General features: G+C 65.3%; 19 protein-coding genes. 4 read left to right on the top strand and 15 right to left on the bottom strand.

The annotated features are described in order from the left end of the window. Window positions 1-43 precede the first annotated feature (43 nt). Window positions 44-1,633, bottom strand: a complete 1,590-nt coding sequence (locus JG746_RS14045) for a WD40 repeat domain-containing protein (protein ID WP_202358664.1) — start codon at window positions 1,631-1,633, stop codon at window positions 44-46. Window positions 1,634-1,850: 217 nt separating this feature from the next. Between JG746_RS14045 and JG746_RS14040 the strand changes: the two genes are divergently transcribed. Further along, window positions 1,851-2,408, top strand: a complete 558-nt coding sequence (locus JG746_RS14040; RefSeq protein ID WP_202358663.1) for a GNAT family N-acetyltransferase — start codon at window positions 1,851-1,853, stop codon at window positions 2,406-2,408. 25 nt (window positions 2,409-2,433) lie between these two features. Here the strand turns inward: JG746_RS14040 and xth are convergent, their stop codons facing one another. The 7 genes from xth to JG746_RS14005 form a co-directional block, all read right to left on the bottom strand. Further along, window positions 2,434-3,204, bottom strand: coding sequence for an exodeoxyribonuclease III (gene xth, locus JG746_RS14035; RefSeq protein ID WP_202358662.1), 771 nt, complete (start codon window positions 3,202-3,204; stop codon window positions 2,434-2,436). A gap of 297 nt (window positions 3,205-3,501) precedes the next feature. Next, window positions 3,502-4,143, bottom strand: a complete 642-nt coding sequence (locus JG746_RS14030; RefSeq protein WP_202358661.1) for an alpha/beta hydrolase family protein — start codon at window positions 4,141-4,143, stop codon at window positions 3,502-3,504. Then, window positions 4,133-4,495, bottom strand: a complete 363-nt coding sequence (locus JG746_RS14025; RefSeq protein WP_202358660.1) for a hypothetical protein — start codon at window positions 4,493-4,495, stop codon at window positions 4,133-4,135. Before JG746_RS14025 ends, JG746_RS14030 begins: the two co-directional genes overlap by 11 nt. Window positions 4,496-4,581: 86 nt before the next feature. Then, window positions 4,582-5,709 carry a tetratricopeptide repeat protein gene (locus JG746_RS14020; RefSeq protein ID WP_202358659.1) on the bottom strand — a complete coding sequence of 376 codons (1,128 nt, stop codon included), beginning with the start codon at window positions 5,707-5,709 and terminating at the stop codon, window positions 4,582-4,584. Next, entirely contained in the window at window positions 5,706-6,614 is a 909-nt protein-coding gene (gene ku / locus JG746_RS14015; protein WP_096448322.1) for a non-homologous end joining protein Ku, read from the bottom strand. The genes JG746_RS14020 and ku overlap by 4 nt, the downstream gene beginning before the upstream one ends. A gap of 266 nt (window positions 6,615-6,880) precedes the next feature. After that, window positions 6,881-9,382: a DNA ligase D gene (gene ligD / locus JG746_RS14010; RefSeq protein ID WP_202358658.1), complete on the bottom strand. Its 2,502-nt coding sequence runs from the start codon at window positions 9,380-9,382 to the stop codon at window positions 6,881-6,883. A 70-nt stretch (window positions 9,383-9,452) separates the two neighbouring features. Continuing rightward, window positions 9,453-9,677 carry a hypothetical protein gene (locus JG746_RS14005; RefSeq protein ID WP_202358657.1) on the bottom strand — a complete coding sequence of 75 codons (225 nt, stop codon included), beginning with the start codon at window positions 9,675-9,677 and terminating at the stop codon, window positions 9,453-9,455. A gap of 412 nt (window positions 9,678-10,089) precedes the next feature. Between JG746_RS14005 and JG746_RS14000 the strand changes: the two genes are divergently transcribed. After that, window positions 10,090-10,404: an EthD family reductase gene (locus tag JG746_RS14000; protein WP_202358656.1), complete on the top strand. Its 315-nt coding sequence runs from the start codon at window positions 10,090-10,092 to the stop codon at window positions 10,402-10,404. Between the two features lie 85 nt (window positions 10,405-10,489). Here the strand turns inward: JG746_RS14000 and JG746_RS13995 are convergent, their stop codons facing one another. The 4 genes from JG746_RS13995 to JG746_RS13980 are packed head-to-tail and all read right to left on the bottom strand — an operon-like array spanning window position 10,490 to window position 15,448. Further along, window positions 10,490-11,713: a GNAT family N-acetyltransferase gene (locus JG746_RS13995; protein ID WP_202358655.1), complete on the bottom strand. Its 1,224-nt coding sequence runs from the start codon at window positions 11,711-11,713 to the stop codon at window positions 10,490-10,492. 28 nt (window positions 11,714-11,741) lie between these two features. Next, entirely contained in the window at window positions 11,742-12,977 is a 1,236-nt protein-coding gene (locus JG746_RS13990; protein WP_202358654.1) for a GNAT family N-acetyltransferase, read from the bottom strand. A gap of 3 nt (window positions 12,978-12,980) precedes the next feature. Continuing rightward, window positions 12,981-14,282: a hypothetical protein gene (locus tag JG746_RS13985; protein ID WP_202358653.1), complete on the bottom strand. Its 1,302-nt coding sequence runs from the start codon at window positions 14,280-14,282 to the stop codon at window positions 12,981-12,983. Continuing rightward, window positions 14,279-15,448, bottom strand: a complete 1,170-nt coding sequence (locus tag JG746_RS13980; protein WP_202359357.1) for a glycosyltransferase family 4 protein — start codon at window positions 15,446-15,448, stop codon at window positions 14,279-14,281. The genes JG746_RS13985 and JG746_RS13980 overlap by 4 nt, the downstream gene beginning before the upstream one ends. 438 nt (window positions 15,449-15,886) lie before the next feature. On the opposite strand from JG746_RS13980, the gene JG746_RS13975 reads away from it, so the two are divergent. Continuing rightward, window positions 15,887-17,059: a DUF1972 domain-containing protein gene (locus JG746_RS13975; protein ID WP_202358652.1), complete on the top strand. Its 1,173-nt coding sequence runs from the start codon at window positions 15,887-15,889 to the stop codon at window positions 17,057-17,059. Beyond that, a complete protein-coding gene (locus JG746_RS13970; protein ID WP_202358651.1) occupies window positions 17,056-18,321 on the top strand; it encodes a glycoside hydrolase family 5 protein in 1,266 nt (421 codons plus the stop codon). Before JG746_RS13975 ends, JG746_RS13970 begins: the two co-directional genes overlap by 4 nt. Before the next feature lie 16 nt (window positions 18,322-18,337). Here JG746_RS13970 and JG746_RS13965 read toward each other — a convergent pair whose 3' ends face one another. The 3 genes from JG746_RS13965 to JG746_RS13955 all read right to left on the bottom strand — a co-directional run bounded on the left by JG746_RS13965 (window position 18,338) and on the right by JG746_RS13955 (window position 25,398). Then, window positions 18,338-21,679 carry an autotransporter outer membrane beta-barrel domain-containing protein gene (locus JG746_RS13965; protein ID WP_202358650.1) on the bottom strand — a complete coding sequence of 1,114 codons (3,342 nt, stop codon included), beginning with the start codon at window positions 21,677-21,679 and terminating at the stop codon, window positions 18,338-18,340. 256 nt (window positions 21,680-21,935) lie between these two features. Beyond that, a complete protein-coding gene (locus JG746_RS13960; RefSeq protein ID WP_202358649.1) occupies window positions 21,936-23,264 on the bottom strand; it encodes a VpsF family polysaccharide biosynthesis protein in 1,329 nt (442 codons plus the stop codon). A gap of 1 nt (window position 23,265) precedes the next feature. Continuing rightward, window positions 23,266-25,398 (bottom strand): GumC family protein, encoded by a 2,133-nt coding sequence (locus tag JG746_RS13955; RefSeq protein WP_244730796.1) that lies wholly within the window; start codon window positions 25,396-25,398, stop codon window positions 23,266-23,268. Between the last annotated feature and the right edge of the window lie 75 nt (window positions 25,399-25,473).

The raw sequence follows: 25,473 nt of genomic DNA, 5'->3' as shown, positions 1-25,473 counted from the left end.
TTCGATTCATCACGCCGCCTCGTCCATGGCGGCGCACGCTCCCTCACCCCGGCGCTCCCGCAAACAGCACCACGCCATCCCCGCCCGCCGCCGGCCAGTCCCTGATGGTGCGGTCGTAGCCGCCGGTCAGCACCGTCCCGTCGGGGGCGAAGGCCACGGCGTAGATCGGGCCGGTCTGGCTGTCGAATAGGGCGATCTGGTTGCCGGTTTCCATGTCCCACAGCCGCGCCGTGCCGTCGAGCGAGCCCGACAGCAGGCGCTTGCCGTCGGCCGACAGTGCCAGCGTATAGACCGTGCCTTCATGGCCCTCGAAGCGCTTCACCTCGCGGCCGCTGTCGAGATCCCAGACCTTGATCGTCAGGTCGCCGCTGCCGGTGACCAGATGGTGTCCGTCGGCCGTGAATACTGCACCATAGGTGCCCTGCTCGTGAGCGTGCCAGCTGCGCAACTGCTTGCCGCTTTCGATGTCCCAGAGTTTCAGCGTGCCGTCGATGCTGCCGCTAAGCGCCTGTTTGCCGTCAGGCGAGACGGCGACCGCGCTGATCGACCAGTCGTGCCCGGTCAGCACATGCAGCACGGAATTGTTGACAAGGTCCCAGATGATGACATTGCCGGTGTCGTGCCCGCTGACGGCGCGCTTGCCGTCCGGGCTGATGGCGAGCTTGTTGACGCCGCCATTCTGGCCCGCCTGGAAGACATGCAGCACCGCGCCGTCGGCAAGTTTTCGCAGCACGATTTCGCCGTCGTCGCCGCCCGTCAGCGCGCTGACGCCATCGGGCATATAGAGCGCGGTGCGCGCCATGTCCTTGTGGACGCCGAGGTTGCGGATCAGGTGCTTGCCGCCAATGTCCCACAGCTTGATCACATGGTCGGTGCTGGCGCTCATGATCGACCGGCCGTCCGGCGCCACCGAAAGCCAGACGACCGCGTCGCGATGGCCGTCGGGCTGCGTCGGCGCCGCCGGCGGCGGTGGCGGCAATGGCGCCACGGTCGGCGGCGGGATGACCGCGACCTCCGGCGGCGCCGGGGCGACAGGCGCCGGCACGGCCACGGGCGGCGCCGGCGGTGCGGATACTGGCGGCGGGTTGGCGGCTATCGGTGGCGGAGCTGGTTGCGGGGCTGGCGCGGGTGCCGGCTCCGGCGGCGCGCTGGCGACGTCCTGGCCCTTCGGCTCGGCGGGTTTGGGTTCGGCCAGTTTGGGTTCGTCGGGCTTGGGTTCACTGGGCTTGGGTTCGGCCGTCTTCGGCGGTTCATTCGGCTGGCTGGCCACGTCGCCGCCATCATGCCACGGGCCGAACCGGTCGACGGCAAAAGCCGCCAGCACGATCAACGGCAAGGCGAGGAAGACCTTACGCAGGCCGGGCCTGCCCGTCTCCTGCACCTCGGCCGCGCGGCCGAAGAGCGGCGTTCCGGCCATGTGCGCCGGCCGTCCCGGCAGCAGCCCGGCCCAGAACAGCACGGCGCCGACGAGGCAGGCGAACGCCAGCAGCGAGAAGGCCGCCAGCTGCGCCGCCCACGGCTCATGCATGGCTGCAGGATCCTTGCTGCCCGGCAAGAGATAGAGATGTGCAAGGCAAGCCGCGGCCAGCGCCATCAACAGCACCGCCAGCAACTTGTCGGCAGGCCTGGTCATGGCGCAAAGCTCATGCCGGTGGCGCCGCCGACGGCATCGGCGTCGGTATTGGCAGGCTGTGGTCGCATCGAATTCCCTCGCCGGGGCCGATCTTACGCAAGGCCGCGGCGGAGTCGAGTGGCCGCCGGTGCGAATGCCGCGTGGGTGCGAACGCATGGAAATGGCTGGACATTCCTTGCTTCGTTCGAAAGAAGGCTGGCCAATCAAGGGAGTGTCCATGACACAGGTGACAAAGCCGGTGCTGATCGGCGGGACGGTAACGCTGAGGCCGCTCACCCGGCTTGACGCACCGGCGATCCATGCGGCGTTGGAAGAACCGGAATCCAAGCGGCTGACGGGCACGCACGCCAGGCACACGCTGGCGGAGGTGGAGGCTCATTACGCACGGGCCGAAACGGCAAGCGACCGCTGCGACTATGGCATCGTCGCCGGCGGCGCCTTGATCGGCGAAGCCGTGCTGAACGGCATCGACTGGCCGAACAAGGCGGCATCGTTTCGCATCGTCATCTGGCAGGCAACCGGCCGCGACAAGGGCCATGGCACCGTGGCCGCCGCGCTGCTGCTGCGCCATGGCTTCGAGGGCCTTGGGCTGAACCGTATCGAACTGGAGGTCTACGCGTTCAACCCGCGCGCCAGACGGGTCTACGAAAAACTCGGCTTCCGGCTCGAAGGCACGCGGCGCGAGGCCTTGATCTGGGATGGCGAACCCGTCGACGCCCACACTATGAGCATGCTCAAGCGCGACTACTCCGAGGCACCGCCAAGGGTGGGATGACGCCGCTAGCCGGGCGGGGCGCGACCTACTTCAATTCCACCCAGACCGGCGCATGGTCGCTGGCGCCGTCCTCACCGCGCACGTCGCGGTCGATGCCGGCCCCTTTCAGCCGGCGGGCGAGCGTCTTCGACAGCAAGATGTGGTCGAGCCGCAGGCCCGCATCGCGCGGCCAGCGGTTCCGCCGGTAGTCCCAGAACGTGTAGAGCGTCTCTTTCGGATGGATCTTTCGCAGCGCGTCGACCCACCCCTGCTCGATGAGGGCGGCGAAGGCGGCGCGGCTTTCCGGCTGCACCAGCGCGTTGTCGTCATAGGAGCGCGTGGCATAGATGTCGCGCGGCTCGGGCACGATGTTGTAGTCGCCGGCCAGCACCACAGGCAGGCCGGTGTCGAGAAGCTGTTCGGCATGCGCCTCCAGCCGCTTGTGCCAGGCCAGCTTGTACTGGAATTTCGGCCCCGGCTGCGGATTGCCGTTCGGCGCATAAAGACAAGCGACGACGATGCCGTTCACCGCCGCCTCGATATAGCGGCTCTGCCGGTCGGCATTGTCGCCGGGCAAGGCATCGCGGGTCAGCACCGGCTCCGCGCCACGCGCCAGTATGGCAACGCCGTTCCAGGTCGGCTCGCCCTTCCACACCGCGCCATAGCCGGCATCGGCCAGCGCGGTGCGCGGAAACTGCATGTCGCGCGCCTTCAATTCCTGCAGGCAGACGACATCGGGTTTGGCGGCCGCCAGCCAGGCCAGCAGATTGCCCAGCCGGCTGTTGATGTTGTTGATGTTGAAGGTGGCGAGTTTCATGGCGGCATGAAGCAGGAAGGCGAAGCTGGGGGCAAGAGAAGGATGCGGCGCGTTGTATTGGGCGAATGGCCAATGGCGGCGCTGCCCCTCATCCGCCTGCCGGCACCTTCTCCCCGTCTAGTGACGGGGAGAAGGGAATTGGTCGCAACGCCGCCGCCCTTTCTGCGACGTAGGCGATTAGCGAAAGCAACGATGACAGCGTCTTTCTCCCCGTCACTATACGGGGAGAAATGTCCGGCAGGACAATGAGGGGCGGCGCCGACGCCGAAAGGAAACGATCGAGCTAACGTGACCGCCCTAAATCCTGTCCGCCCACACCCTCACCGTCTCCGCCAGCGTCTTCAGATGATCAGCCGTCGAGAAGCCCGACACACTCTTGCGCGGCTTGAGATCATGGTCGCCATCCTCGAGCCAGACCACTTCGATCGCATCGGACAACCCATAACCCGCCACTTCGTCCTTCGTGCCGAACTCGTCGCGCGTGCCTTGAAAAATCAGCGTCGGCGTCTTCAGCCCTATCAGATGCTTCGTGCGCAGCTGGTCAGGTTTGCCGGGCGGATGGAAGGGATAGCCGAGGCACAGCAGGCCCGAAATCTCACCCTTGGCAAACATCTCGTCCGCAACCATCGAGGCGACGCGCCCGCCCATCGACTTGCCGCCGATGATGAGTTTCCCGGTCACGCCCCTGGCCCTGAGATCGGCGATCGCCTTGATATATTCCGGGTTCACCGTCTCGGCGCGCGGCGGCGGCTTGCGGTGGCCATAGCGGCGGGCCGCCATATAGTGGAATTCGAAGCGCGCGACCTGGAAGCCGGCGGCGGCCAGCGCCTTGGCGGTGGCGGTCATCGAGGGCGAATCCATCGAAGCGCCGGCGCCATGCGCGAGCAGGATGGTGACGGGAGCGGTGTCGAAGCCGTCGAAGAGGAAGCTAGTGGGCATCAGTTTGCGGGCTCCCGAGAGAAAGATAGGAGAGTTCGGCCCCACCCCTTCTCCAATGCTCCGGTTGAAAGACGATGGAAGCGAAAGCAATCGAGAAAATTGCTGCTACGAAAATGAGGATCGGTCGACCTAATAGAATCCTCTCCTTGTTGGACATCAGATCCTCATCAGAGCTCTCTCCACGATAATATCTGCTCAAACTGATGTTGTTGTCCTGCGAAGAATCCCAATGATTTCTCCAGTAGAAGCACAGATCGCGAATCTGCTGCACCATCAAAAAAAGAAAAGATGCGGTAGATACCGCGAGTAACAAACATAAGAAGGGAAATTCCCCGCCTTTCCAGTCAGTCACCAGATCCTCCGCCTGCAGAACCCATACAGCCCTTCCGCCTCCTATCCGATTTGATCAGGATAGGGAGTGGAGCAAAAGAGGGTCGCTCAGGAAACGGACTTCCGTGTCAGCTGCATATCCACGAACTGCACGCCCTTGGCCGCCACGTCAGCCCATTCGCTATCCGCGTCGAGTTCCAGATACCGCACCCACAGCCGCCGCGCTTCCGGCAGATTGCCGGCGTCGAATTCCAGCCGCGCCAGGTTGAACACCGGATCGGCGTAGCTCTTGTCGAGCGCGATCGCCTTCTGCAGATGCCGTCGCGCCGAGGCGTCGCGGCCCTGCTCGCTCATCAGACCGGCGAGATTGAACCAGGCTTCGACAAAGGCCGGGTCGAGTTTTATCGCCCTGATATAATCACGCGCGGCATCCGCCGCGTGGCCGCCGGTGCGCAGGCAGTTGGCGCGGTTGAAGGCGGCAATCGCATCGCTCGGGTCGATGGCGAGGCAGCGCTGGTAAAGTGCCGCAGCACCTTCATGATCGCCCTGCTCTTCCGCCGCTTCCGCCTCGGCGAACAGCTCTTCCAGCGTGTCGTCGCCTTGTGCCGCGGCACCCAGATCGAACAGCAACTGCCCGTCGAGCTCGCTCTGGCCGCCTTCGAGATAGATCGCGTTGGGGCGGCCGTGCTGCGAGCCGACATTGAGCGACTTGGCGGTGAGCGAGGCAACCGGGCCGGAGCGATGCACGGAGCGCGCGATCGCGCCCCAGGTCGCGCCGCCGGCCACCAGCCCGGCATATTTGCGCGCCAGGATCAGGTCGCGGAAGGAATAGGGTTCGCAGTCATGCTCGAACGCATCGAACAGCGACAGCAGGTCGAGGTCGGCGCCCGACAGCCGCGATTGCTCGATCAGCGATTGCCGCGACAGGGACGATGCCTCCGGCGCTTTCATCAGGCCGAGCAGGCGCAAAAAACCGTTCTCGCTGATCAGCACGCGCCCCGCCGCGCGTTCGGCGGCGACACGGCGCTCGATCCCGGCATCGCCGTTTTTCGTCGGTCCTGCCTTGGCCAGCAACGTCCGGCCGAACACGACATGTGTCGTGCGCCTTGTGATGCCGCGCCTCAGCTGGCCGTGCTGACGCTCGACCTCGCGTGCGGCGAGCCGCAAGGGAAACGCCGCCAGCGCGCCGATGGTACCGAAAACGGCCCCTGCGACCGAGACCGCCGGTGCCGTCATTTCTTGCTCTTGCCGACCGCCTTCAGCAGACTGGCCTTCAACGGATTCTCAGGGGCGCCGCCCGCTGCCGCCTTCTTGGCGGCGGGCTTTGCCGCCACCTCGTCGGCCTTGGTCTTCGACTTGGCCGGCGGCTTCGACTGCGACAGGCTCGCCTTCAGCGCATCCATCAGGTTGATGACATTGCCGCGCTCGGGTGCCGCCGCGATGATCGGCTTGTGGCCCTTCAGCTTCTCGCGGATCATCGCCATCAGCGCGATCTCGTAGCGGTCCTCGTAGTTCTTCGGGTCGAAGGTGGTTTCCTTCTGCTTGATCAGCGCTTCCGCCAATTCGAGCATTTCCGGGTCGGGCTTGCCGGCCGGGATGTTGCCGAAATATTCAGCCGTGCCACGCACTTCGTTCGGGTTCCTCAAGGTGCACACGAACATGCCGTTCTCGCGCGCGCCGATCGTCACCACCCGCTCGCGGCTGGACAGGACCAGCCGGGCGATCGCCAGCTTGCCGGATTTGCGCATGGCTTCGCGCAGCACGGCGAAGGTTTCCTCGGCCATCGCCCCGTCCGGCGCCAGGTAGTAGGGCGCGTCCTGGTAGATGACATCCACCTCGCCCTCGTCGACGAAGGCCTCGATGTTCATCGTGTGGTTGGATTCGATACGCACCGCGTCGAGGTCGGCATCATCGATGATGATGTACTGCTTGTCCTCGTACTCGTAACCCTTGACCAGATCCGAGCGCTCGACAAGCCCGAGTTCGGGATCGACCGGCTTCATGTTGATGCGGTTGTGGGTCTTCTTGTGCAGCTGATTGAACGAGATGCGTTCGCTGGTGGTCGTTGCGGGGTATAGCCGCACCGGACAGCTGACGAGGCTGAGCTTGAGATAACCCTTCCAACTTGCCCTGGGCGCCATGATAAACTCCTACGCGGCCATGCACCGATACTGCTCAGCGCTTTTCGTCCGAAGGACGAACGAGGCTGCGCAAATCCTACACCAGCGCCGAAAGATACAGGCAAATCCCTGACGAAATCTTCCGGTACGCCTTTGAGGTCGTTGGAGAGAGAATAATTCAAATTGTCGGAAGCGTCGATGGCGAGCGAGCCACCGGTGATTGGCCGAATGCCTGGAAGCTTTGTCATCCTAGGGCGAAGCAAGGAGCGAAGCGACGCGCGCAGACCCTAGGATGACGAAAGAAGGGTAGGCAAATCCCGCGCAAACTCCTCGATATCCGCCCACGGATCGCCCGACGTCTCCAGCAGCCCCGGCAGCGACGAATAATTCAGGTCCTGCGGCGCATCGATCGCCTCGAGATCGCTCCAGCTCACCGGCGTCGAGGCGGGCAGATTGGTGCGGGCGCGCAGCGAATAAGGCGCCGCCGAGGTGTGGCCGCGGGCGTTGCGGTGAAAGTCGATGAAGATGCGCTTCTTGCGGTTTTCCTTGCCCATGGTGGTGGTGAAGGTGTCGGGCGCGGTCGCCGCCAGATGGGTGGAGATGGCGCTGGTCGCCTGGTGCAGCTTCTTCCAGTTCTGCTTCTTCGTCACCGGCACGGTGATGTGGATGCCGTTGCCGCCGGACGTCTTGGCAAACGGCACCAGACCCAGCCCTTCCAGTTCGCCCTTGATGTGGACGGCCGCTTCCACCACCTCGCGCCAGGAAATCCCCTCGCCCGGATCGAGGTCGAAGACGATCTGGTCGGGCTTGTCGAGGCTCAAGCGGTGCGTTCCCCAGGTGTGGAACTCGACGACGCCGAACTGCGCCAGCGCCAGATAGCCTTTTGCCCCTTCGATCGAGAGGTAGGATTTGGTCTCGCCCTCGGAATTGGTCGCCTGGAACGTCACCACGGAGGGCGGCATGCCGGTGAAGGCGTGGCGCTGGAAGAAACAATCCTTGGGCAGGCCGGTCGGGCAGCGCACCAGCGACACCGGGCGGCCGAGGATATGCGGCAGCATGAAGTCGCCGACCAGCGCGTAGTAGACGGCGATGTCGAGCTTGGTCGGCCCGGTCTTGCCGAACAGCCGCCGCTCAGGATTGGTCACCCAGATGGTGGCGAGATCGGCTTCCGAGATCAACCGCTTGCGCTTGGCCGAGACCGGCGTCGACAGGCCGACATCCCGCAGACCGCGAAACACGCCATGGCGCAAGGAATTGTCCGCCGTGCGGTTGGCATAGTGGATGCGCGCCGAAAACAGCGGCTTCACCCAGCGCATCTCGCGCATGATTTCGCGCGGCACGCCTTCAGGCGCCGTGGCGCCCGCCGTCAGCGGCTCCAGCCGGGCGAGCAGGTCGGCCGCCGTCCCGGCGTCGAAGCCGGTGCCGACCTTGCCGCGATAGTGCAGCTCGCCGTCCTGCCACTCGGCCATGCCGAGTGCCGCCAGCCCTTCCGCCGCGTCCGAAACCGTGTAACCCGCTATGACGAAATCGTCCTTCTGCAGCGCCTTGCACTTGGTCCAGCTCTTGGTGCGGCCGCTCTGGTAGATCGCGCTGGCGCGCTTGGAGACGATGCCTTCGAGGCCGAGCTCCGTCGCCTGATCGTAAAGCCCCTGCCCTGAGCCCTCGACATGGTCGGAGAACTGGATGGCGGAATTCGCCCCGAGCCCGCCAAGCAGTTCGGCCAGCAGCGCCTTGCGTCGGATGAGCGGCGTCTTCATCAGGTCCCAGCCGTCGAGATGCAGGAGGTCGAAGGCATAGAAATGCAGCTTGCTGCCGGCGCCCTCCGCCAGCGCATCCTGCAGCAGCGCGAAGCGGCTGATGCCCTTGGCATCGAGCACGACGATCTCGCCGTCGATGATCGCCTCGCGGCACGGCAGTTTGGCGAAGGCGTGCGGCAGGTCGCCATAGCGCTTCGTCCAGTCGATGCCGCCGCGGGTGATCAGCCGCACCTGCCCGTCGGACCGATGCGCCATGGTGCGGTAGCCGTCGAATTTGATCTCGTGCAGCCAGAGCTCATTGGTATTCTCCGCAGGGCTCTCGCCGCCCGGCGGCTTCAGTGCCTGCGTCGCCAGCTGCGGCTCGATACGGCTGAGCGCCGGCGCCTTCACCGCGCCCGGCAGCGTGCCGGGTTTCAGCGAGCTCGGCTTCGGCGCGGACTTCCCCGCCGGCTTCGCGGCGGCCGCCAGTTCCTCGATGCGCAGGCCGGATTTCACGCTTTCCGGCCGTGCTTCCAGGATGTTCAGCGCCTTGTCGGCGGCGAGGTCGCGCTCCTTGAACAGCAGCCAGTTCTTCTTGTTCTCCTCCTCGCCGGGCTTGGGCTTCAGCCGGGTCAGCATCCAGCCGCCATTGAGCTTTTCGCCGGCGAGGCGAAACTTGAAAGCGCCGGTGCGCAGGCTTTTGTCGACATCGTCCATAGGCGCCCAGGTGCCGGTGTCCCAGACGATCATCGGCCCGCCGCCATACTCGCCCTCGGGAATGACGCCCTCGAAATCGATATATTCGAGCGGATGGTCTTCGGTCTCGACCGCCAGCCGCTTGTCGGCCGGATTGAGCGAAGGGCCGCGCGGCACCGCCCAGCTCTTCAGCACATCGCCGACTTGCAGGCGCAGATCATAGTGGTCGGCGGTTGCGTGGTGTTTGTGGACGACGAAGCGGTTGCCGTCGCCGCTGACCGGCCCGCCCGCCGGTTCCGGCGTCTTGGAGAATTCGCGCTTGGCGCGATAGGTTTTGAGCTTGACGGGAGCAGGCATGGGTCAGCGCCCGAAGCGCTTGGCAAGCAGGAGCAACCGCCGCATTCCGGAACGGATGGAAGTCACGCTCTCAATCGTCGGCAGCCGGCGTCAGCTCGAGCTCGGCCGGCGACAGGCCCTGCTGCAGCTGGCTCAGCCGGAACTCATCCACCCAGTAGGCCTCGCCGTCGACCAGCACGCGTGCGCGGTAGGCGCCGTCCGAAAAGCTCTGCGCGGTGATATAGACCTTGTGGGCGTCGAGCGCCTTGCGCACCGCGGCGCGCTTGGCATTCTGGCCGGTGACGGGACTGAACATGACGCTGCCCTCGGTCGCCCTGACACATCAGGCGACTGGGCTCAAGGATGACGGAGACAAGCAGTCCTGTCAATTTCGGCGCGAGCACGGCGCATGGCCGGCAAAACTTGCAGGCAGTCCAGACCGGAGCTGTTTTCAGCTTGCCGGCCTGGAACCACCCACCGCCTTGTGTCCTTCCCAAGACAGTGGCCCAGGTAAAAGCATCGACGCCGATCCGCTTTGACATGGATCAAGTGCGCCGTCATGCAGGCACTGGCCAGCGGCCGGTATTGCGATGCGCGGAATGTTTTCTGGCGCCTAGCCATGCCGTTGGTCTTGCGAAAATCCCGCCCCCCTGTCGAAATCCGCTCCGGGTGAACGACATTGGTACGGCGCCGACGAGGCGCGATCACATCAAGCTGGGAGCACCATCATGGCCAAGATGCTTGTCATCTACAAAACCCCCGCCGATCCGGCGGCCTTCGAGCGCCATTACCACGACATTCACATTCCGCTGGCCAAGCAATTGCCCGGACTGCTGCGCTACGAGATCAGCCGGCAGCCGATCATGAACGTCCTGCCGGGCGAGACGCCCTTCAGGGTCGCGACGCTCTATTTCAACAGTCTGGAGGACATTCGCACGGCCTTTGCCAGCGAGATCGGACGGGCCTGCGCGGTGGACCGGCGCAAGCTCGCCGGGGACGACGATCTGGTGACGATGCTGCTCTTCGACACCGAGACGCTGTGAGCCGTCATGTCGCCGCGCGGCCACAAACTCCCGCTCCCGAAGCCGCTTCGGGAGCCGTTCTTCAATTCTTCAGTTCATCGATTCTTCAGTTCTTCAATCGCCTAAGCCGCCGCATCACGCCCTGCACGGCCTTGTACAGCCCGGGCTTGGAGCGCACGAAAAGCTCGGTCTTGCCGCGCAGCTTGATGTAGGCGGTCGAGCCCCTGCCCTTCAGCGTCACCGCCTCGCACAATTCGGCCAGCACCGCGCCCGAAGCGCCGATATGCTGCTTGTAGCCCTGGCTGCCGACCGACAGGTCGAAACAGTCGAGCCCTTGCCCGCGTGCCCACATCATCAGCTTGCCGATCGTCGTCAGGCCCGGCGACACGTTGGGCACCGCTTCCTGGTCGATGCCGAGCAGCAGCGCGTGCAAGGTGCCCTTCATGATCACCACGTAGATGACCGCGAGATAGGCTTCACCGGCACGCAGCCCGAACAGCCGCACCGATCCGTCGGACAGGCCCCGCAGGGCAGCGTCGCGGTAGAACTCGACGACCGGCGCCTGCGTCAGGAGGTCGAACCGACCGAGCTCGCGGAAGCGGTTGAGCCTGAGTTCCAGCAGCGTCGCGAAATGCGCGTCCACCATCTCAGCTGTCGCGGCTTCGACCAGATCGAGCTTGCCCAGCTGTTCGAAGCGGCGGCAGTGCTTGTGGAAATTCTTGGCGAAGGAGGATTTGCAGATGCGCTTGATCAGCGTCTCCGGATCGCCATGCAGGGCCAGGCTCGAAGCGATCTGGATGGAATCGCGCGCTCCCGAAAGCAGCGCCAGCGGATTGGAGACGCCGTGAATCTGCTGCGGAATCCCCGCGAAATGGAAGCGGTCCGTCGGCGGCAGCACGGCGCGCACAGCCGCCCAGGCTGCGTCGGCGCTCTGCCGGGTCCACGGCCTCGCATCGGCCAGCAGCGGCGCCGAATAGTCGCACACGCCGCAGCTCAGCCATTCGATCACATAGTGGCCAAGCGCCCGGCGCCGCATCAGCGGCAGCAGCATGGCCGGTGCGCCCGTATCGGCGTCGCTGACCTCGACGATAAGCAGATCCGAGCCTTCGGGCATCAGCCGTCTAGCGATCCCTTCCACCCAGGCAAGGCGCTGGTGGCCGGTACACAGGCCGTGCGCCTCAATGAGCAGCCATAGCAGCCTTACGGTATCGAAACTGGTGTGCAGCCGGGCCGCAAACCGCGCGGTTGCGGCAGCACTGGCAACAGGTGGGGACAACGGCCCGTCGGGCACATCCGGTGTCGGAGCCGTTCGCGTCGCATGCCTTGCCACATACTTCTCCTGCTAATCCCGCCCGCCATCAGGATCCCCCACGCAAACGCCGCAACCCCCGCATCAGCCCCTGGACCGCCTTGAGCAGCCCCGGCTTGGAGCGCACGAACGCCTCGGCCCGGTTGCGCAGCTCGATGGCCGTGATTGCGGCACGGCCCCGTACCGTCAACCCCTGGCGAAGCTCGGCCAGCACCGAGGCCTTGGCGCCCATATGCTCCTTGTAGCTCTGGTTTCCGACCGACAGGTCGAAATAATCGAACCGCCGCTCGCGCGCCCAGCCTATCAGCCTGCCCATGATCAAGAGGCCTGGTGAGACGTTGGGCACGACGCTCTGGTCCATAGCTATCAGGAGAGCATGAACAGTCCCTTGATGGACGACCAGATATTGGACCGCGATCAAAGCCTCGCCAACGCGCAGCCCGAAGAGCCGCACCGATCCGTCCGACAGGCCCTGCAGGGCGGCGTTGCGGTAGAAATCGACAACCGCCTCCTGCGTCAGCAGGTCGAAGCGGCCAAGCTCGCGAAAACGGCTGAGCCGCATGCGGATCAGTTCGCCGAAGATCTGCTCCACCTCGGCTGGCGTCGCGGCCTCGACCAGTTCCACGCCGCCGAGCCGTTCGAGGCGGCGCCAATCCTTGCCGAATTCCTTGACGAAGGATGGCCGGCAAAGGCGTTTAAGGATAGTTTCCGGGTCACCGTCGATGGCCAGGCCGAAGGTGGTCTGGATGGAATCGCGCGTGGCCGGGAGCAAGGCCAGCGGATTGTCGACACCGTTGATCCGCCTCGGAATTCCCAGGATGTTGACGCGATCCGCCGGCGGCAACACGGAACGCACCGCCGCCCACGCGGCATGCGCGGATTGTGCGGTCCACGCGCTGGCATCAGCCAGCAGCGGCGCCGAATAGTCGCAGACGCCGCAGCTCAGCCATTCGATCACCCGATGGCGGAAGGCTGGCCGCAGCATCAGCGGCACCAGCATCAGGGGCGCGCCCGTCACCGCGTTGTTCACTTCGACGATGAGCGGCTCGGCGCCTGCCGGCATCAGCCGCGCCACGATCCCCTCCACCCATGCAAAATGCTGGTGGGCGGTGCAGACACCGTCCATCTGGAAGCGCAGCCAGAGCGGCCTGACCGCTTCAAGGCTCGTGTGCAATCGCGCCGTGTACGCGTCGTTCGCTGGGACCGCCACCACACGGGAGGCTTCCCCACCCGGCAAGCCGTCATCCACCGTGGCAATTCGTACCGCCTGGCCAGTCACATCCATCTCCTATCGCCTTACCGCGGCGAACGTGACCGCCCGCCGCCAGGAGCCCAGGCGGCTGTTACGCTGCTGGTCCGGATGCTCGATGTTCCACATGCGGTGATGCACGAAATACCATGATGCCGCGAGCACGAAGGTTTCCGAGACCGCGGAGCCCAGCAGCGCCCATGGCGGCGAGGCCACGGCCAGCAGGACGGCGATCAGCGCCAGCCCGACGATCGCCCCGCCCATGGTGATGAAGGCGACGATGCGGAAATCACCGAAGATCTCCAGGACGATGCGGGGCATGATGTAGAGCATGATCGGGATGAAATTCACTGTCACCAGAAGCCCGATGAACCCGACCGAGGCATCCTGCAGGGCCTGGGATTTGATCATCGGCAGGACGAGCAGGATGGCGCAGCCATAGGCCAGGCCGCCGAGCCCCATCACGACCGACCAGATCTTCGCCTGCGACCAGACGCGGCGCGTTTCGCCCAGTCGCATCAGCTTTGCAAGCTCCGGCTGCGTCATGTTGACGAAGGCAAGGCTGATGATGCGCAGCGGCGCGAACAGCACGATCACCGCCGCCAGCGGCGCGTAGGCCGCGGGCCCGGCAATGCCGGCGACCAGCAGCGCCAGGCACTGGCCCTGGATGTTGGTGGTGGTCGCGCTGAAGGCCGACCAGCACAGCTGGCGCCAGAGCCTGGTGTAGCGCCGCCGCGTCGGCATGCGGAAGCTGATGCGAAGCGTGCGGCGCGCCAGCCGGACCAGGACGAGGATGCCGATCACATTGGCCGCCGCAAGGGCATAGAAGACGGTCTGCAGCGCGGCCCCGGCGAGCCAGATCGCCAGCCCGGCGAACACGGTGCCGGCGATGGTGAAAGCCGCGTCGCTGACGGACACGATCAACTGCTGGCGGCGGGCGAAGAATGCCGTGCGCATATGGCTGCGCAGCGACCATGCGCCGACGAAGCAGCCGGCCGCAATGCCGCTCGGGTCGCCCAGGAGATGCATCAGAACGGCCGTGCCGACGGCCATCACCAACGCCACCACCAGCGCCGCCGTTCCAAAGGCCACGTCATGGGCGTCGACGCCGGCACTGTTTGTGCTCTTGCCCATCCAGATCGAGGCCGGAACCGCGGTGAGCGACCTGATGTAGGACAGGCCGACGCCGCCCATCACCATGGCGATGGCGAAAAGGCCGTAACCTTGCGCCGACAGCATGTGCAGCAGCGCGATGTTGAGGGCAAAGTGAAAGCCGCTCTGCATCGCCTCGCCGCCGATCATCAGCACGAGGCGCCGCACCAGATGGAGGGGGAACTTCACGGCCGTGTCTCCGCCTGGCGGGTGCTGGCCGTCCGGCCCGGCCTTGCGATGGCCGCCTTCAGCTTGTCGGCGGCGATCGCCGCGATCGCGGCGGCGGCGACCGGTTCACTGAACACCGTCTCGTAGCGCTTGCGCCCGGCGGCGACGAAACCGCGCCATGCCTCGGGGGCGAGCATGATCTGCTGCAATTTCGCGGCCAGCGCCGCTGCATCGCCCGGCGGAACATGCCAGCCGGTCTCGCCGTCGGCCACCACTTCGACCAGCCCGCCGATCGCCGACACCAGCGGCGGCCGGCCATAGGCCATCGCCTCGATGGCGACGCGGCCGAGCGATTCCGGACGCCGCGACGGCACGGTGACGATGTCGGCCCAGCGGTAATGCTCCGAAGGATCCGGGATGAAGGGCAAGGCGCTGACCTGTCCGGCCAGCCCCATGGTCTCGACCAGTTCGGCCAGAGCGCGCTCGCGCTCTACGCTTTCGAAGGCGCCACCGACCAGCCGCACCTCGACCCTCGACTTGAGTTCGGCCGGCAGCGAGGCGATCGCCTCCAGAAGCACTTCCTGGCCCTTGATCCGGTTGATGCGGCCAAGCAGCAGCACCCGCAGCGGGCGCTTGCCGTCATAGGTCATCGCTTCCGCCGCCGCCGGACCGGCAACGCCATTGTAGACGACATGGGAGCGCGCGGATCTGGGCTCGCCGAACGTGTCGCGCGTCGCTTTCGAGTTGAAGATCAGATCGGCCTGGCTCCAGTGCATCAGGCCGACGAGGATGCGGCGCAGCACGCCTTCGGGAATCTCGTGGATGTGCAGCAGCGCCTTGGCAGGCAGCAGGCGCGAGGCCAGCGCATAATCGGCGACGATCGATGTGTTGACATAGACGAGGTCGCAATCTCGCAGGCGCCGCCATGCCCGCCACAGCGCCACCGGCAGCCGCGCCATCTCGATGGTCGCCAGCCGCAGCATCGCCTGGCGCCTGAGCACCCAGAGCGGCTCGAAGACGATGCGGCTGGCATGAGGCTCGAGGATTTCGACGATCGGTCCGCTGCGCGGCAAGACCACTTCGATGTCGGCCAATGGAAACGCGGCGCGCAGCGCCGCCACGCTCTCCGCGAAACTGCGGTCGGAACCGTAGAGTTCGTAGCCCTGATGGATGCAAGCAATCCGCATCTTCACATGCATCTTTCTGTCAGGGTGGTGAGACGATTCCGCCGCCTGACGCTATCGGCGGCCGGAAACTTCAAGCCAACACCCTTTTGGACTTCCCTCGTTGTCAGTGTGGTCATGAAACGGATGTTGAACCCGGATCACCACACCAATGCTGCACGCCTCCGCCGATTCTGGCGCACAGAAGTCCATTTGCAAGGATCATGCCTAGCTAATATATCCATTTGCGGGTCAGCTAGCCCCGGCATCGCCTCGTTTCAATACACATACGTTGGGAAGGTTGACCGATAATGAAACAACCACGGCGGTTGGAACAAATATTTTACAACCCCGGTGCGACAATGGCCGGAATCGCGGCTGGCAGCGATATTGCAGGGTCGCGGTTTTAAGATGAGAAAGCCATCCTCAGCGGACCGAGCGGACTTGAAAGCGCCAGCAGCCATGAAATCGGAACAGCCTGCCATCCTGATCCTGGGAACGCGCGGCATCCCAGCCGCCCATGGCGGCTTCGAGACCTTCGCCGAGAAACTGGCGCTTTTTCTGGTCGCGCGCGGCTGGAAAGTCGGCGTCTACTGCCAGGAAGAGGTTGAGCGGGTCGACCAGAGGGTGCGCCTCGACAGCTGGCGCGGCATCGACCTCATCCACGTCCAGGTCGCCTCGAAAGGCCCGCGCGCCACGCTGGAATTCGATTGGCAATGCGTGCTTGACGCCGCACGCCGGCCCGGCGTCTGCCTGGTGCTCGGCTATAATGGCGCGGTCTTCCTGACCTGGCTCAGGCTGATGCGGCGCAAGGTCATCACCAACATGGACGGCATCGAGTGGCGCCGCCCCAAATGGGGGCGTGCCGCGCGCACCTGGTTCTGGCTCAACGAGTGGATCGGCGCCTGGGCCTCGCACCGCCTCGTCGCCGACCATCCCGTCATTGCCGATCACCTGGCGACACGCCGGCCGCGCAGCGCCATCGCCACCATCACCTATGGCGCCGACCCGGTGACTGCGGCGCCCGAGGCGCCGGTGCGCGCGCTCGGCCTCGAGCCTGGAAAATACCTGATCTCGATCGCGCGCATCGAGCCCGACAACAACATCCTGCCCATCGTCGAAGCCTTCTGCAGCCAGAAGCGCGGCGACATGAAGCTTGTGGTGCTGGGCACGCTGTCCGATGAGATCCCCTACCATGTCGCGGTGCGCAAGGCGGCGAACGGCTCGGTGGTGTTGCCCGGCGCCATCTACGACCAGGCGGCGGTGAAGGCGCTGCGCTATCATGCTCGCGCGTACATGCATGGCCACACGGTGGGCGGCACCAACCCGTCGCTGGTCGAGGCGCTGGCCGCCGGCAACATGGTGATCGCGCACGACAATCCCTACAACAGGTGGGTCGCGGGTGCCGCCGCCATCCATTTCACCGATACGCAGAGCTGCGGCGAGCGGATGCGGCAGGCGATGGAGGACGATGCGCTGGTCAAGGCCTGCGGCGAGGCCGCCAGAGCGCGCGCCCGCGAGGCCTTCCGCTGGGACGATGTGCTGCTGGCCTACGAGAATGAAGCCTACCGGCTTCTCGGCGTCACATCGGCAAGAACGGCCGCGATCGACCGCCCCTCGCCCGGCGCAGTATGACGGGCTGGTCGCGCCGGCGGCTTCTCGCCACCGCGCTGTCGACGGCGCTGGTGCCCGCCGCGCTGGCGCCGCTTTCCGCTCCATCACAAGCCGCCACCGGCGCATGGCCATTCCGGCGCGGCGTCAACGCCTGGCCCTGGTTTGCGCTGACACGCGAATTTCCCGCACCGCGCACGGACTATGCCTGGCCGCCATTCCAGTCGCAGCGGCCGGTGCCGACCCCAGACGACCTAGGTCGGCTCCGTGCCACCGGCCTTGATTTCATCCGCCTGCCCGTCGATCCCGGCCCGTTCCTGGCGGGAGACGCCGCCACGCGCGGCAAGCTGCTGGACATGCTGGACGCCGCCGTCAGCGCCACGCTCGCCGCCGGGCTCGGCATCATCGTCAACGTCCAGGCCAATGGCGCCACCCACTACTGGAACCCCGACCGCATGGTCTCCAGCACCGCCGCGCCCGAATTCGCGGCCTATCGCGGGCTGGTGGGCGAGCTAGCCGGCAGGCTGGCGCGGTTCACGCCTGATATGGTGGCGCTGGAGCCGGTCAACGAGCCGGCGCAATCCTGCGATTCCAACGTCTGGTCGCAGGTCCAGGCATCCCTGCTGACGGCGGCCAGGGTGTCATCCCAAACCTTGCCGCTGGTCGTCACCGGCGGCTGCGGCTCGATGGTCAGCGGGCTCGCGGCACTCGATCCGGCGCCGCTGGCGGCCTTCGAGCCGATCCTGTTCACCTTCCACTTCTACGAGCCCTATCTGTTCAGCCACCAGGGCGCGCCCTGGATGCGCGAACCGGTCTATCGCGCGCTGAACAATGTGCCCTGGCCGGCCTCGGCCGGTTCGCTCGACGCGACTCTGGCCTCCGTCAGGGCGCGCATGGCTGGGGATACCGAAACCTCCGAAGCGGACAAACAGGCCGCCTATGCGGAGACCGAGCGCGTGCTGAAGGTCTATTTCGACGCCCGGCCGGACCGTTGGTTCATCGACAAATATCTGAGCCAGGCGCGCGCCTGGGCCGACAGAAACGGCATCGCCCCGGAGCGCGTCATCATGGGCGAATTCGGCGCGCTGCGCACCGACGCCCGCTACACCGCCGCCCCCAACGCCGACCGCGCCCGCTACATATCCGATGTCCGGCAGAGCGCCGAAGCGGCCGGCTTCCCCTGGGCCTTCTGGGACCTCTTCGACGGCATGGGCATGATGGACGACACCACGCGCGCGCTCGACCCTGCGATGGTCGAGGCGCTGGGGTTGAGGATGGCAGAATAGCGCCGACTGTCGCCCCTCAAAACACCATCTTCACCCCGACATTGGTGTCGATGCTGGCATTGTCGTTCAAGGCCGTGCCGTTGACGGCGCCGTAGAGCGAGACGCTGTCGGTCATCTTCCAGTTGCCGCCGAGACCAAAGCTGACGCCGAAGAGATTGGTGTCGCCTTCCGGCACGGTCGAGGCGATGCCGAGAAGGCTGACATCGGTGCCCGAGCCCTGGACGCGCTGCAGGGCGACAACGCCGAGCGTGGTGAAGAGGCCCCAGCGCTCATTATCGAATTGAAGCTTGGCCAGCGCCCGCTCCTCCAGGAACCCGGTGTAGTGCGAGGACACCGTCATGTCGGCGCTGGAACCGGTTTCGCCGTATCCCTCGGCGTCGACGCCGAGATAGCGGACGCGCAGTTGCGGCGTCAGGCTGACGCCGGGTTGCAGGGCGACACGATAGCCAAGGGCGAGTTCGGGCGAGACGAAAGTCGAGCCATACTCGCCGATGGCCGTTTCCGTGGCGAGGCCGTTGGTGACCATGCGCTCGGAACGGTTCTTGGCATAGCCGCCAGTAACATTCCCCTCGACAAAGGCCGCACCGGGCGACCAGCTGCCATAGAGCCCTGCATAGTACCATTTGGACTTGAGCGAGGAATCGCCGTCGGTATCGGTGCGGCTGTCCGCAAGGCCGAAGAAGCCGCCGAGGCGCAACGTGTCCGAGAAGCGATGATCGCCGCCGAAGGCAGCGCCGACGACATTCATCCTGGAGGCTGCACTGGCCGCGTCCTGCGAAGCGACGCTGCGCCCGGCCAGGACGCGTGACCAGACGATGTTGCCAGCGGCGTCGCCGACGGCGCCGTTCGAGAAGCCCGAGAAAGCGTTTTCCTGGCCTGAGCCGGTCAACGCCGCCGAGGTAAATGCCCGGTCGACGGTATTGTCGCCGGCATAGGCGAGTGCGCCACCGGAAGAACTGGCGACGGGCAAGGACGACGATGACAGCGAGAGGGCGTCGCTGGCGAGGCCCGAGAGCGAGCGGGTGATGTCGAGCGCGCCGCGCGCGCCGGCCTGCACCGCGGAACCATCAGCGACGATGATCTGGTTTCCCTTAACGACATAGGCGCTGCCGGCGGTGACGATCGTGTTGTCCGCGGCATCGTAATTGGCGACGTCGAGGATCCAGCTGCCATGGCCGAAGCGGGTGGTGTTGCCGGTGGTGCCGGCATAGTCGATGACGCCATCGAAGCGCGCGCCCTTGTCCAGGCCAAGGCTGTTGCCGTCCTTGTTCAGCAGGACCGCGGCAGTGCCGCCGGAGATCAGGCCCGTATTGGTCAGAGTGAGGACGCTGTCGGCGTAGATGCCGTATTGCCTGCCGGCGATGGTGCCTGAATTGTCGATCGTCGTCGTGGCGACCTGCGAAGAGACGCCGCTGACCGAGCCGCTGATCGTGCCGCTATTGGTCAACGCCAGAGCAGCGTCGGCCGCCGTGCCCTGCGCAGAGACGCCAGCGCCAATCCTGCCGGCAATTTCTCCCGAATTGTCGATCGTGGTCCTGGCATTCAGCGAAAGGACGCCGTAGTAGCCGAGAACCCAGCCGCTGTTGGTCAACGCCAGGGAGGCGTTGGCGGCGGTGTTCTGCGCGTAGACGCCTTGGCCGTTGTCGCCGTCGATGAAGCCCGAATTGTCGATCGTCGTCGTGGCGACCTGCGAATTGACGCCAAACCGGCCGGTGATCTTGCCGCTGTTGGTCAATGCCAGAGACGCATTGGTGGCCGTGCTGTCGGCATAGATGCCATACCCGGCGAGGTACTTGCCGGCGATCGTCCCGGAATTGTCGATCGTTGTCGTGGTGACCTGCGAATGGACGCCGTAAATGCCGCCGATCGTGCCACTGTTGGTCAGCGCGAGCGATGCATCGGCGAGGGTGCCGAACGCGAAGACGCCAGCGCCGCCCTTGGGCACGACGTCGATGATCCCCGAATTGTCGATCTTTGTCGTGGCTACTCGCGAAGAGACGCCTCCGCGGCCGGTGATGGTGCCACGGTTGACCAACGCCAGAGACGTGCCGGCGGCCGTATCCTCGGCATAGACGGCAGCGCCGTTCAGCCCGGTGATGGTTCCCGAATTGTCGATCGTCGTCGTGGCGAGCAGCGAATCGACACCGTACTCGCCAGTGATCCTGCCGCCGCTGCGGTTGGTCAACGTCAGAGACGCGTTGGCGGCCGGGCCGTTCGCGTAGACGCCAGCGCCCCCCGTACCGGTGATGCTTCCCGAATTGTCGATCGTCGTCGTGACGACCTGCGAGGAGACGCCGAACGTGGCGTTGATCGCGCCGCTGTTGGTCAACGCCAGGGACGCGTTGGCGTCGGTGCTGTCGGCAACGATGCCCGTGCCGTAGACGCCGAAATTGTCGATGTTGCCCGAATTGGTGATCTTCGTGGTGACGCCGTGGGCCGCGACACCATCCCAATCGCCCGAATTGCCGACGGACTTGATCCAGCCTGAATTATCGAGGGTCAGATCTCCATCGGTTGAAATGGCCGCCGAAGAGCCAGAAATCGTACCGGAATTGACAATAGTCGCACTGACGGTGCTGAGACTATTGGAGGCCGTATAGACTCCTATGTCGCCGCCGATCGTGCCGGTGTTGGTCAAGCTGAAAGAGCCGACGGAAACGTTTTTTACGTAGACCTCCGCGTGGATGCCATAGCCGCTGTCGCTCCAGATGAGCCCCGAATTGGTGATCACGGTGGTGCCACCCCAAGCCCTGACAGCCGTGCTGTTGGTCGATGGGTCGGTGTCCGTGACGATGTCGCCCGAATTGTCGAGGGTCAGGTCGCCGATGGCCCTGAGCGCGAAGTAGCCACCCGAGATCGTGCCGGAATTGGTCGCCTTCACCGTGTAGCCGTCGATGCCGAATGACTGCCCCGCCATGACCCCGGTGTTCGTCAGGTCAAGGTAGTGGTCCCCATCGAGGGCGTAGATGCCTTCGATCCTGCCATCGTTGACGATCGTGGTGAGGCCACTGGGGCCTACATTTATGGCTCCTCTCGATCCAAAGATGGTGGCGCCCAAGCGATTGGTCAGGGTCAGCGTTCCTTGCAACCTGATTGCCGAGAAGGAGCTGCTGATCGAGCCGGCATTGTCGATCGTGGTGGTGTCGGTGCTCGCCGTATCCCCAACGCCGCCTATCATGCCCGTATTGGTGTTGGTCAGGTCGACAACGCCGCTCGTGGTGACGAAGCAGATCGCCGTCGCATTGGTGTAGGCCTGGTTGTCGAGGGACAACTGAGGGCAGCTGGCTCGCGCCACCGCTGGCGCTGCGAGGATCGCGAGGCTCGATGCGGAGGCGAGGAGAAACGGCTTGATCTGCACGGGTCGGGTCTCGAGGGCTAGAACCAAATTGTCCCACCCTTGCCATGAATCTCCTGCGTAATCTTCTCGTTCCAGGCAACCGCACGCGACTTTTTTTGGGAGCAGTTTTGCGACTAAGTGCCTGGAATCCATGCCGCTACGAAGATCGAATGGGGTAACGGTCCAACCGGCGTGTTGCGCGCTGGCCGGCGTGTATCCGATCTCCCCCCTCGTGGGGGAGATGTCCGGCAGGACAGACGGGGGGCGCCTTAGAGCGCTACCTTCGCACCCCTTGTGCGCCCGGTCTCACCACCGCCCGCGCCGGCCGGTACAGCACCAGCGCGATCACCACGAATTTGGTCATCAGCGTCGTCTTCGACGCCAGGCTTTCGGAGGTGTTGAGCAGGATCAGCCAGCCCAGCATCGTCAGCCAGATGCCGGGATGGCAGCGGCGCGCCACTTCGTGCATGAACAGCGTGAAGCCGACAAACAGCAGCAAGGTGAAGAAGGCGCCTTGATAGAGGATCAGGCGGATGATCGGGTTCTCGATGCCTTGCTCGAGGCCGCTGATGCGGCGCAGGCTTTCGATGAGATCGATATCGGGCCCCACGATCAGGTCGCGCAGTTCGAAATGCTGGAAGAGCTCGAACATCTCGACGCGGGCATTGGCGCTGCCGGAGTCCGACACGAAGCGCTCCAGCAGCGCATCGAAAAAGCCGTAGGACGCCGCGATCGCGATGACCACCGGCACCAGCGCGGCAAGGATGAGGCCGAGTGCCGCGCCAAGCAGGTTGACGCGCCCCGTGCGCAAACCGCGCATCCCCTGGATGAGCAGGTAGCAACCGCCGAGCACGATCGTCAGCACCATCGCCGAGCGGCCGCCAAACGCAACCAGAGCCGCGAATTGCAGGCCGATCAGTCCGAGCCGCATTGGCATGGACAGCGATCTCGAACCGGAGAGCAGCGCCAGAACATAGACCGAGGTGACCGTGGCATTGGACAGCGGATGCCCCTGAAGCGCAGTCGAGCGCAGGTCGGCCATGAACACTTCGCCGTCGAGGCGATAGGGAAAGATCAGCGTCTTGCTGGCGAACTCGAACAGAGCGAGCAGTGCGTTCACGGTCATGATGGCGTGAACGACGGTCTGCATCCGGGCGAATGTCTTGTCGTCGCCCTCGGCCAGCATCATCACCAGCAGGGCCGGCGCCACGAAAGTGTCGATCATGCCGGCCATGCCGGGGCGTTGGCGCAAGATGACGACGACCAGGAGCACGATCGACATGACCGCCATCAGCGCGCTGGCCGGGCGCCGATCGGCGACGGCAACCATATAGCCGACCGGATTGCCGAAGGTGCAGGCGCGCCAGGCAAACACCAGCACGAGCAGATAGGTCGACGGATGGATCTTGGTCGCCGGATTGCCGGTCAGGCCGTCGTAATTGTAGCCCACCAGCCACAGCATGCCGCCAGAGATGCTGAACAGCAGTGCCACCGTTGCGACCAGGCCGAAGCTGGTCAGCCAGTCGACGGAGCTGCCGGGGCGGGCGGCGACTTGACCCGAACCGGCCCAGCCGGCTGCCGGGTTGGTGGCCCGGACGGCAGCCATGTCAGGCCGCCTCGTCGACCAGCAAGGCGCCGGTCGGCAACCGCCCCATGACGGAAATGGCCTGCGAGGCCGCCGTGACGTCGCGCATCGGCGTCGAGTTCAGCGTCGCGACCATGACGATCTCGTCGACCATGGCGACCAGCGGCGAGGCGTTGAGATTGTCGGCCAGCGCGCCGCCGTCGATGACGACAAGGTCGAAATTGCGGCCCGCCTGGGCCAGCATGTGCTGCGTGAAATAGACGCCCTGCGCCTCGGAGAAGACGGCCGTTTGCCGGCCCCTGCCCAGCACCGCGACATTGCTGCCGGCCGTGCGCTGGCTCACCGCCTCGAAGGCATATTCGCCGCGCAGCACGTCGAGCAGACCGGGTTGCGGCTCCTTCTTGCCGCCGCTGGCGTTGTTGGTGTCGATGAACAGGACGCGGCTGCCCCTGGCGGCCGCGGCATTGGCGAGCAGCCGCGCCACCCTGCCCCGATGCGCGGCATCTTCCGGCGGCGACGTCAGCAGGACGGATGGCACCAGCGGCCAGTTCGGCGGACGCCGGCTGGACGCGAACAGGCGCCTCAGCGCCAGGCCCGCGACGGCATCTGTCTTCTGCCCGGCTGCGGCGCTACCGCCGAAAGGCCACCAGCGGCGACGGGATGATTTTGCCGGCAGCACGCCGAACACCGGCGCGTCGATGGCCGATTGCATCTGCGCGCTGGAAAGCACGGTCGGCGAGGAATATTCCAAGATCAGCGCGAGCGCGGTGCCTAGCCCCAGCCCGCCGAAGAGGGCGCCGAAAAGCAGCAGCGGCAAAGGCGGCCAACTCTTCTTCAGGGCGGGCATGGCGTTGGAGATGATGCGCGCATTGGTGCTGTCGACATTGATCTGCTCGCGCGTTTCCTGCGCCCGCTGCAGATAGGTGGCGTAGACGGAGCGCACCGCCTCGAGATCGCGCTGCAATTCGCGCAGCTTGACCGAAGCCTGATCGGTGTCGAGCGACTTGCTCTTCATGCCGGCGACCTTGGCCTCCAGCGCCTGCTGGTTGGCCAGCGCCCGTTCATAGTCGGTTTCGGCGGCGGCGCCGATGCGGCCGAGTTCGCGTGCGATGAGGGCGCGCGTGTCGCGCAGCTGCTGCTGGGCGGCGATCATGGAGGGGTGGCGCGGCCCAAGTTCGGTGCCAAGCTGCGAGACCTGGTCGACAAGCGTCGCCTCCTGTGCCCGCAGGCTGGAGATGACCGACGAGCGCATGGCTTCCGAGGTTGCGTCCGGCGCGCCGCCGGAGCGGCGCAGCTGGTCGACCTGTGCCTTCAGCGCCGCGGTGCGGCTCTGCGCAGCCGAAAGCTGCGTGTTGATCTCGGTCAGTTCCTGGTCGCTGACCAGATTGCCCGCCGCCATCACCATGTTGTGGGCGGATTTGTAAGCCTCGACGGCGTTTTCGGCCTGCTGCACGCGCTTGCGCTGTTCGTCCAGCCGCGCGGTGATGGAATCGGAAGCATCCGTGGCCATCTTCGCGCGCGCGCTCGCCTGGTCGGCCAGGTAGGCCTGCGCGATGGCATTGGCGAGCTTCGCCGCCTTGTCTGCGCTCTTGGCGGTGACGATCACGTCGAGCACCAGCACCTTGTCGGCCCGCTTCACCGCCAGCCGCCGGCGCAGCGCATCGAGCGTCTTGCCCGTCCTGTCGGTATCGGCCGACCCCGAGCCCAGCACGCCGCCGAGCAAACGGCTCAACAACCCGCCCTGCCCGTTGAATTCCGGATCCTCGGTCAGCTTGGTCGCCTCGATGGCCTTGAGCAGCACGCCCGTCGACTGAACGACACTGACCTGGCTTTCCACCATGGTGATGCCGCCATCGGGCGGAACGCGGCTCGGATTGACGTCGTTGGTGACCACCTGCAGGTCTTGCGGATCGATGAGGATTTCCGACACGGAACTGTAAAGCGCCGGCGTGAGCAACCCATAGGCCAGCGCCCCGAGAGTCAGCAGCGCGGCGGTCAACAAGATCAGGAAACGGCGGCGCACCAATATGCGCTTCAGGTCACCCAGCTCGACGGTCGAGGATGCATAGGACGCCGTCGGCACGGGCTCCGGGGCAGCATATTGCATGGCCTCGGGAGCATATTGTTGCGGCAACGAGAGCAGGGATGATTGCAAAGGTCGCTCCGACAACACTCCATGTGCCCCAAAAGATTAGATTGCGGCCTAAGCCTAGCTATTCCTTCAAGTGTT

Origin of the sequence: Mesorhizobium sp. 113-3-3 (assembly GCF_016756495.1) — a bacterium.
GTDB lineage: Bacteria > Pseudomonadota > Alphaproteobacteria > Rhizobiales > Rhizobiaceae > Mesorhizobium.
Note: the sequence above shows the minus strand (reverse complement) of the source record. Positions and strands in the feature narration are given on the sequence as shown.

What these genes read in the sequence shown, in the direction of transcription:
- JG746_RS13975 (WP_202358652.1), top strand. Translation starts at nt 15,887, where the DNA reads ATGAAATCGGAACAGCCTGCCATCCTGATCCTGGGAACGCGCGGCATC.
- JG746_RS14020 (WP_202358659.1), bottom strand. Translation starts at nt 5,709, where the DNA reads ATGACGGCACCGGCGGTCTCGGTCGCAGGGGCCGTTTTCGGTACCATC.
- ligD (WP_202358658.1), bottom strand. Translation starts at nt 9,382, where the DNA reads ATGCCTGCTCCCGTCAAGCTCAAAACCTATCGCGCCAAGCGCGAATTC.
- JG746_RS13960 (WP_202358649.1), bottom strand. Translation starts at nt 23,264, where the DNA reads ATGGCTGCCGTCCGGGCCACCAACCCGGCAGCCGGCTGGGCCGGTTCG.
- JG746_RS14030 (WP_202358661.1), bottom strand. Translation starts at nt 4,143, where the DNA reads ATGCCCACTAGCTTCCTCTTCGACGGCTTCGACACCGCTCCCGTCACC.
- JG746_RS14045 (WP_202358664.1), bottom strand. Translation starts at nt 1,633, where the DNA reads ATGACCAGGCCTGCCGACAAGTTGCTGGCGGTGCTGTTGATGGCGCTG.
- JG746_RS13990 (WP_202358654.1), bottom strand. Translation starts at nt 12,977, where the DNA reads ATGGATGTGACTGGCCAGGCGGTACGAATTGCCACGGTGGATGACGGC.
- JG746_RS13970 (WP_202358651.1), top strand. Translation starts at nt 17,056, where the DNA reads ATGACGGGCTGGTCGCGCCGGCGGCTTCTCGCCACCGCGCTGTCGACG.
- xth (WP_202358662.1), bottom strand. Translation starts at nt 3,204, where the DNA reads ATGAAACTCGCCACCTTCAACATCAACAACATCAACAGCCGGCTGGGC.
- JG746_RS14000 (WP_202358656.1), top strand. Translation starts at nt 10,090, where the DNA reads ATGGCCAAGATGCTTGTCATCTACAAAACCCCCGCCGATCCGGCGGCC.
- ku (WP_096448322.1), bottom strand. Translation starts at nt 6,614, where the DNA reads ATGGCGCCCAGGGCAAGTTGGAAGGGTTATCTCAAGCTCAGCCTCGTC.
- JG746_RS14040 (WP_202358663.1), top strand. Translation starts at nt 1,851, where the DNA reads ATGACACAGGTGACAAAGCCGGTGCTGATCGGCGGGACGGTAACGCTG.
- JG746_RS14005 (WP_202358657.1), bottom strand. Translation starts at nt 9,677, where the DNA reads ATGTTCAGTCCCGTCACCGGCCAGAATGCCAAGCGCGCCGCGGTGCGC.
- JG746_RS13980 (WP_202359357.1), bottom strand. Translation starts at nt 15,448, where the DNA reads ATGCGGATTGCTTGCATCCATCAGGGCTACGAACTCTACGGTTCCGAC.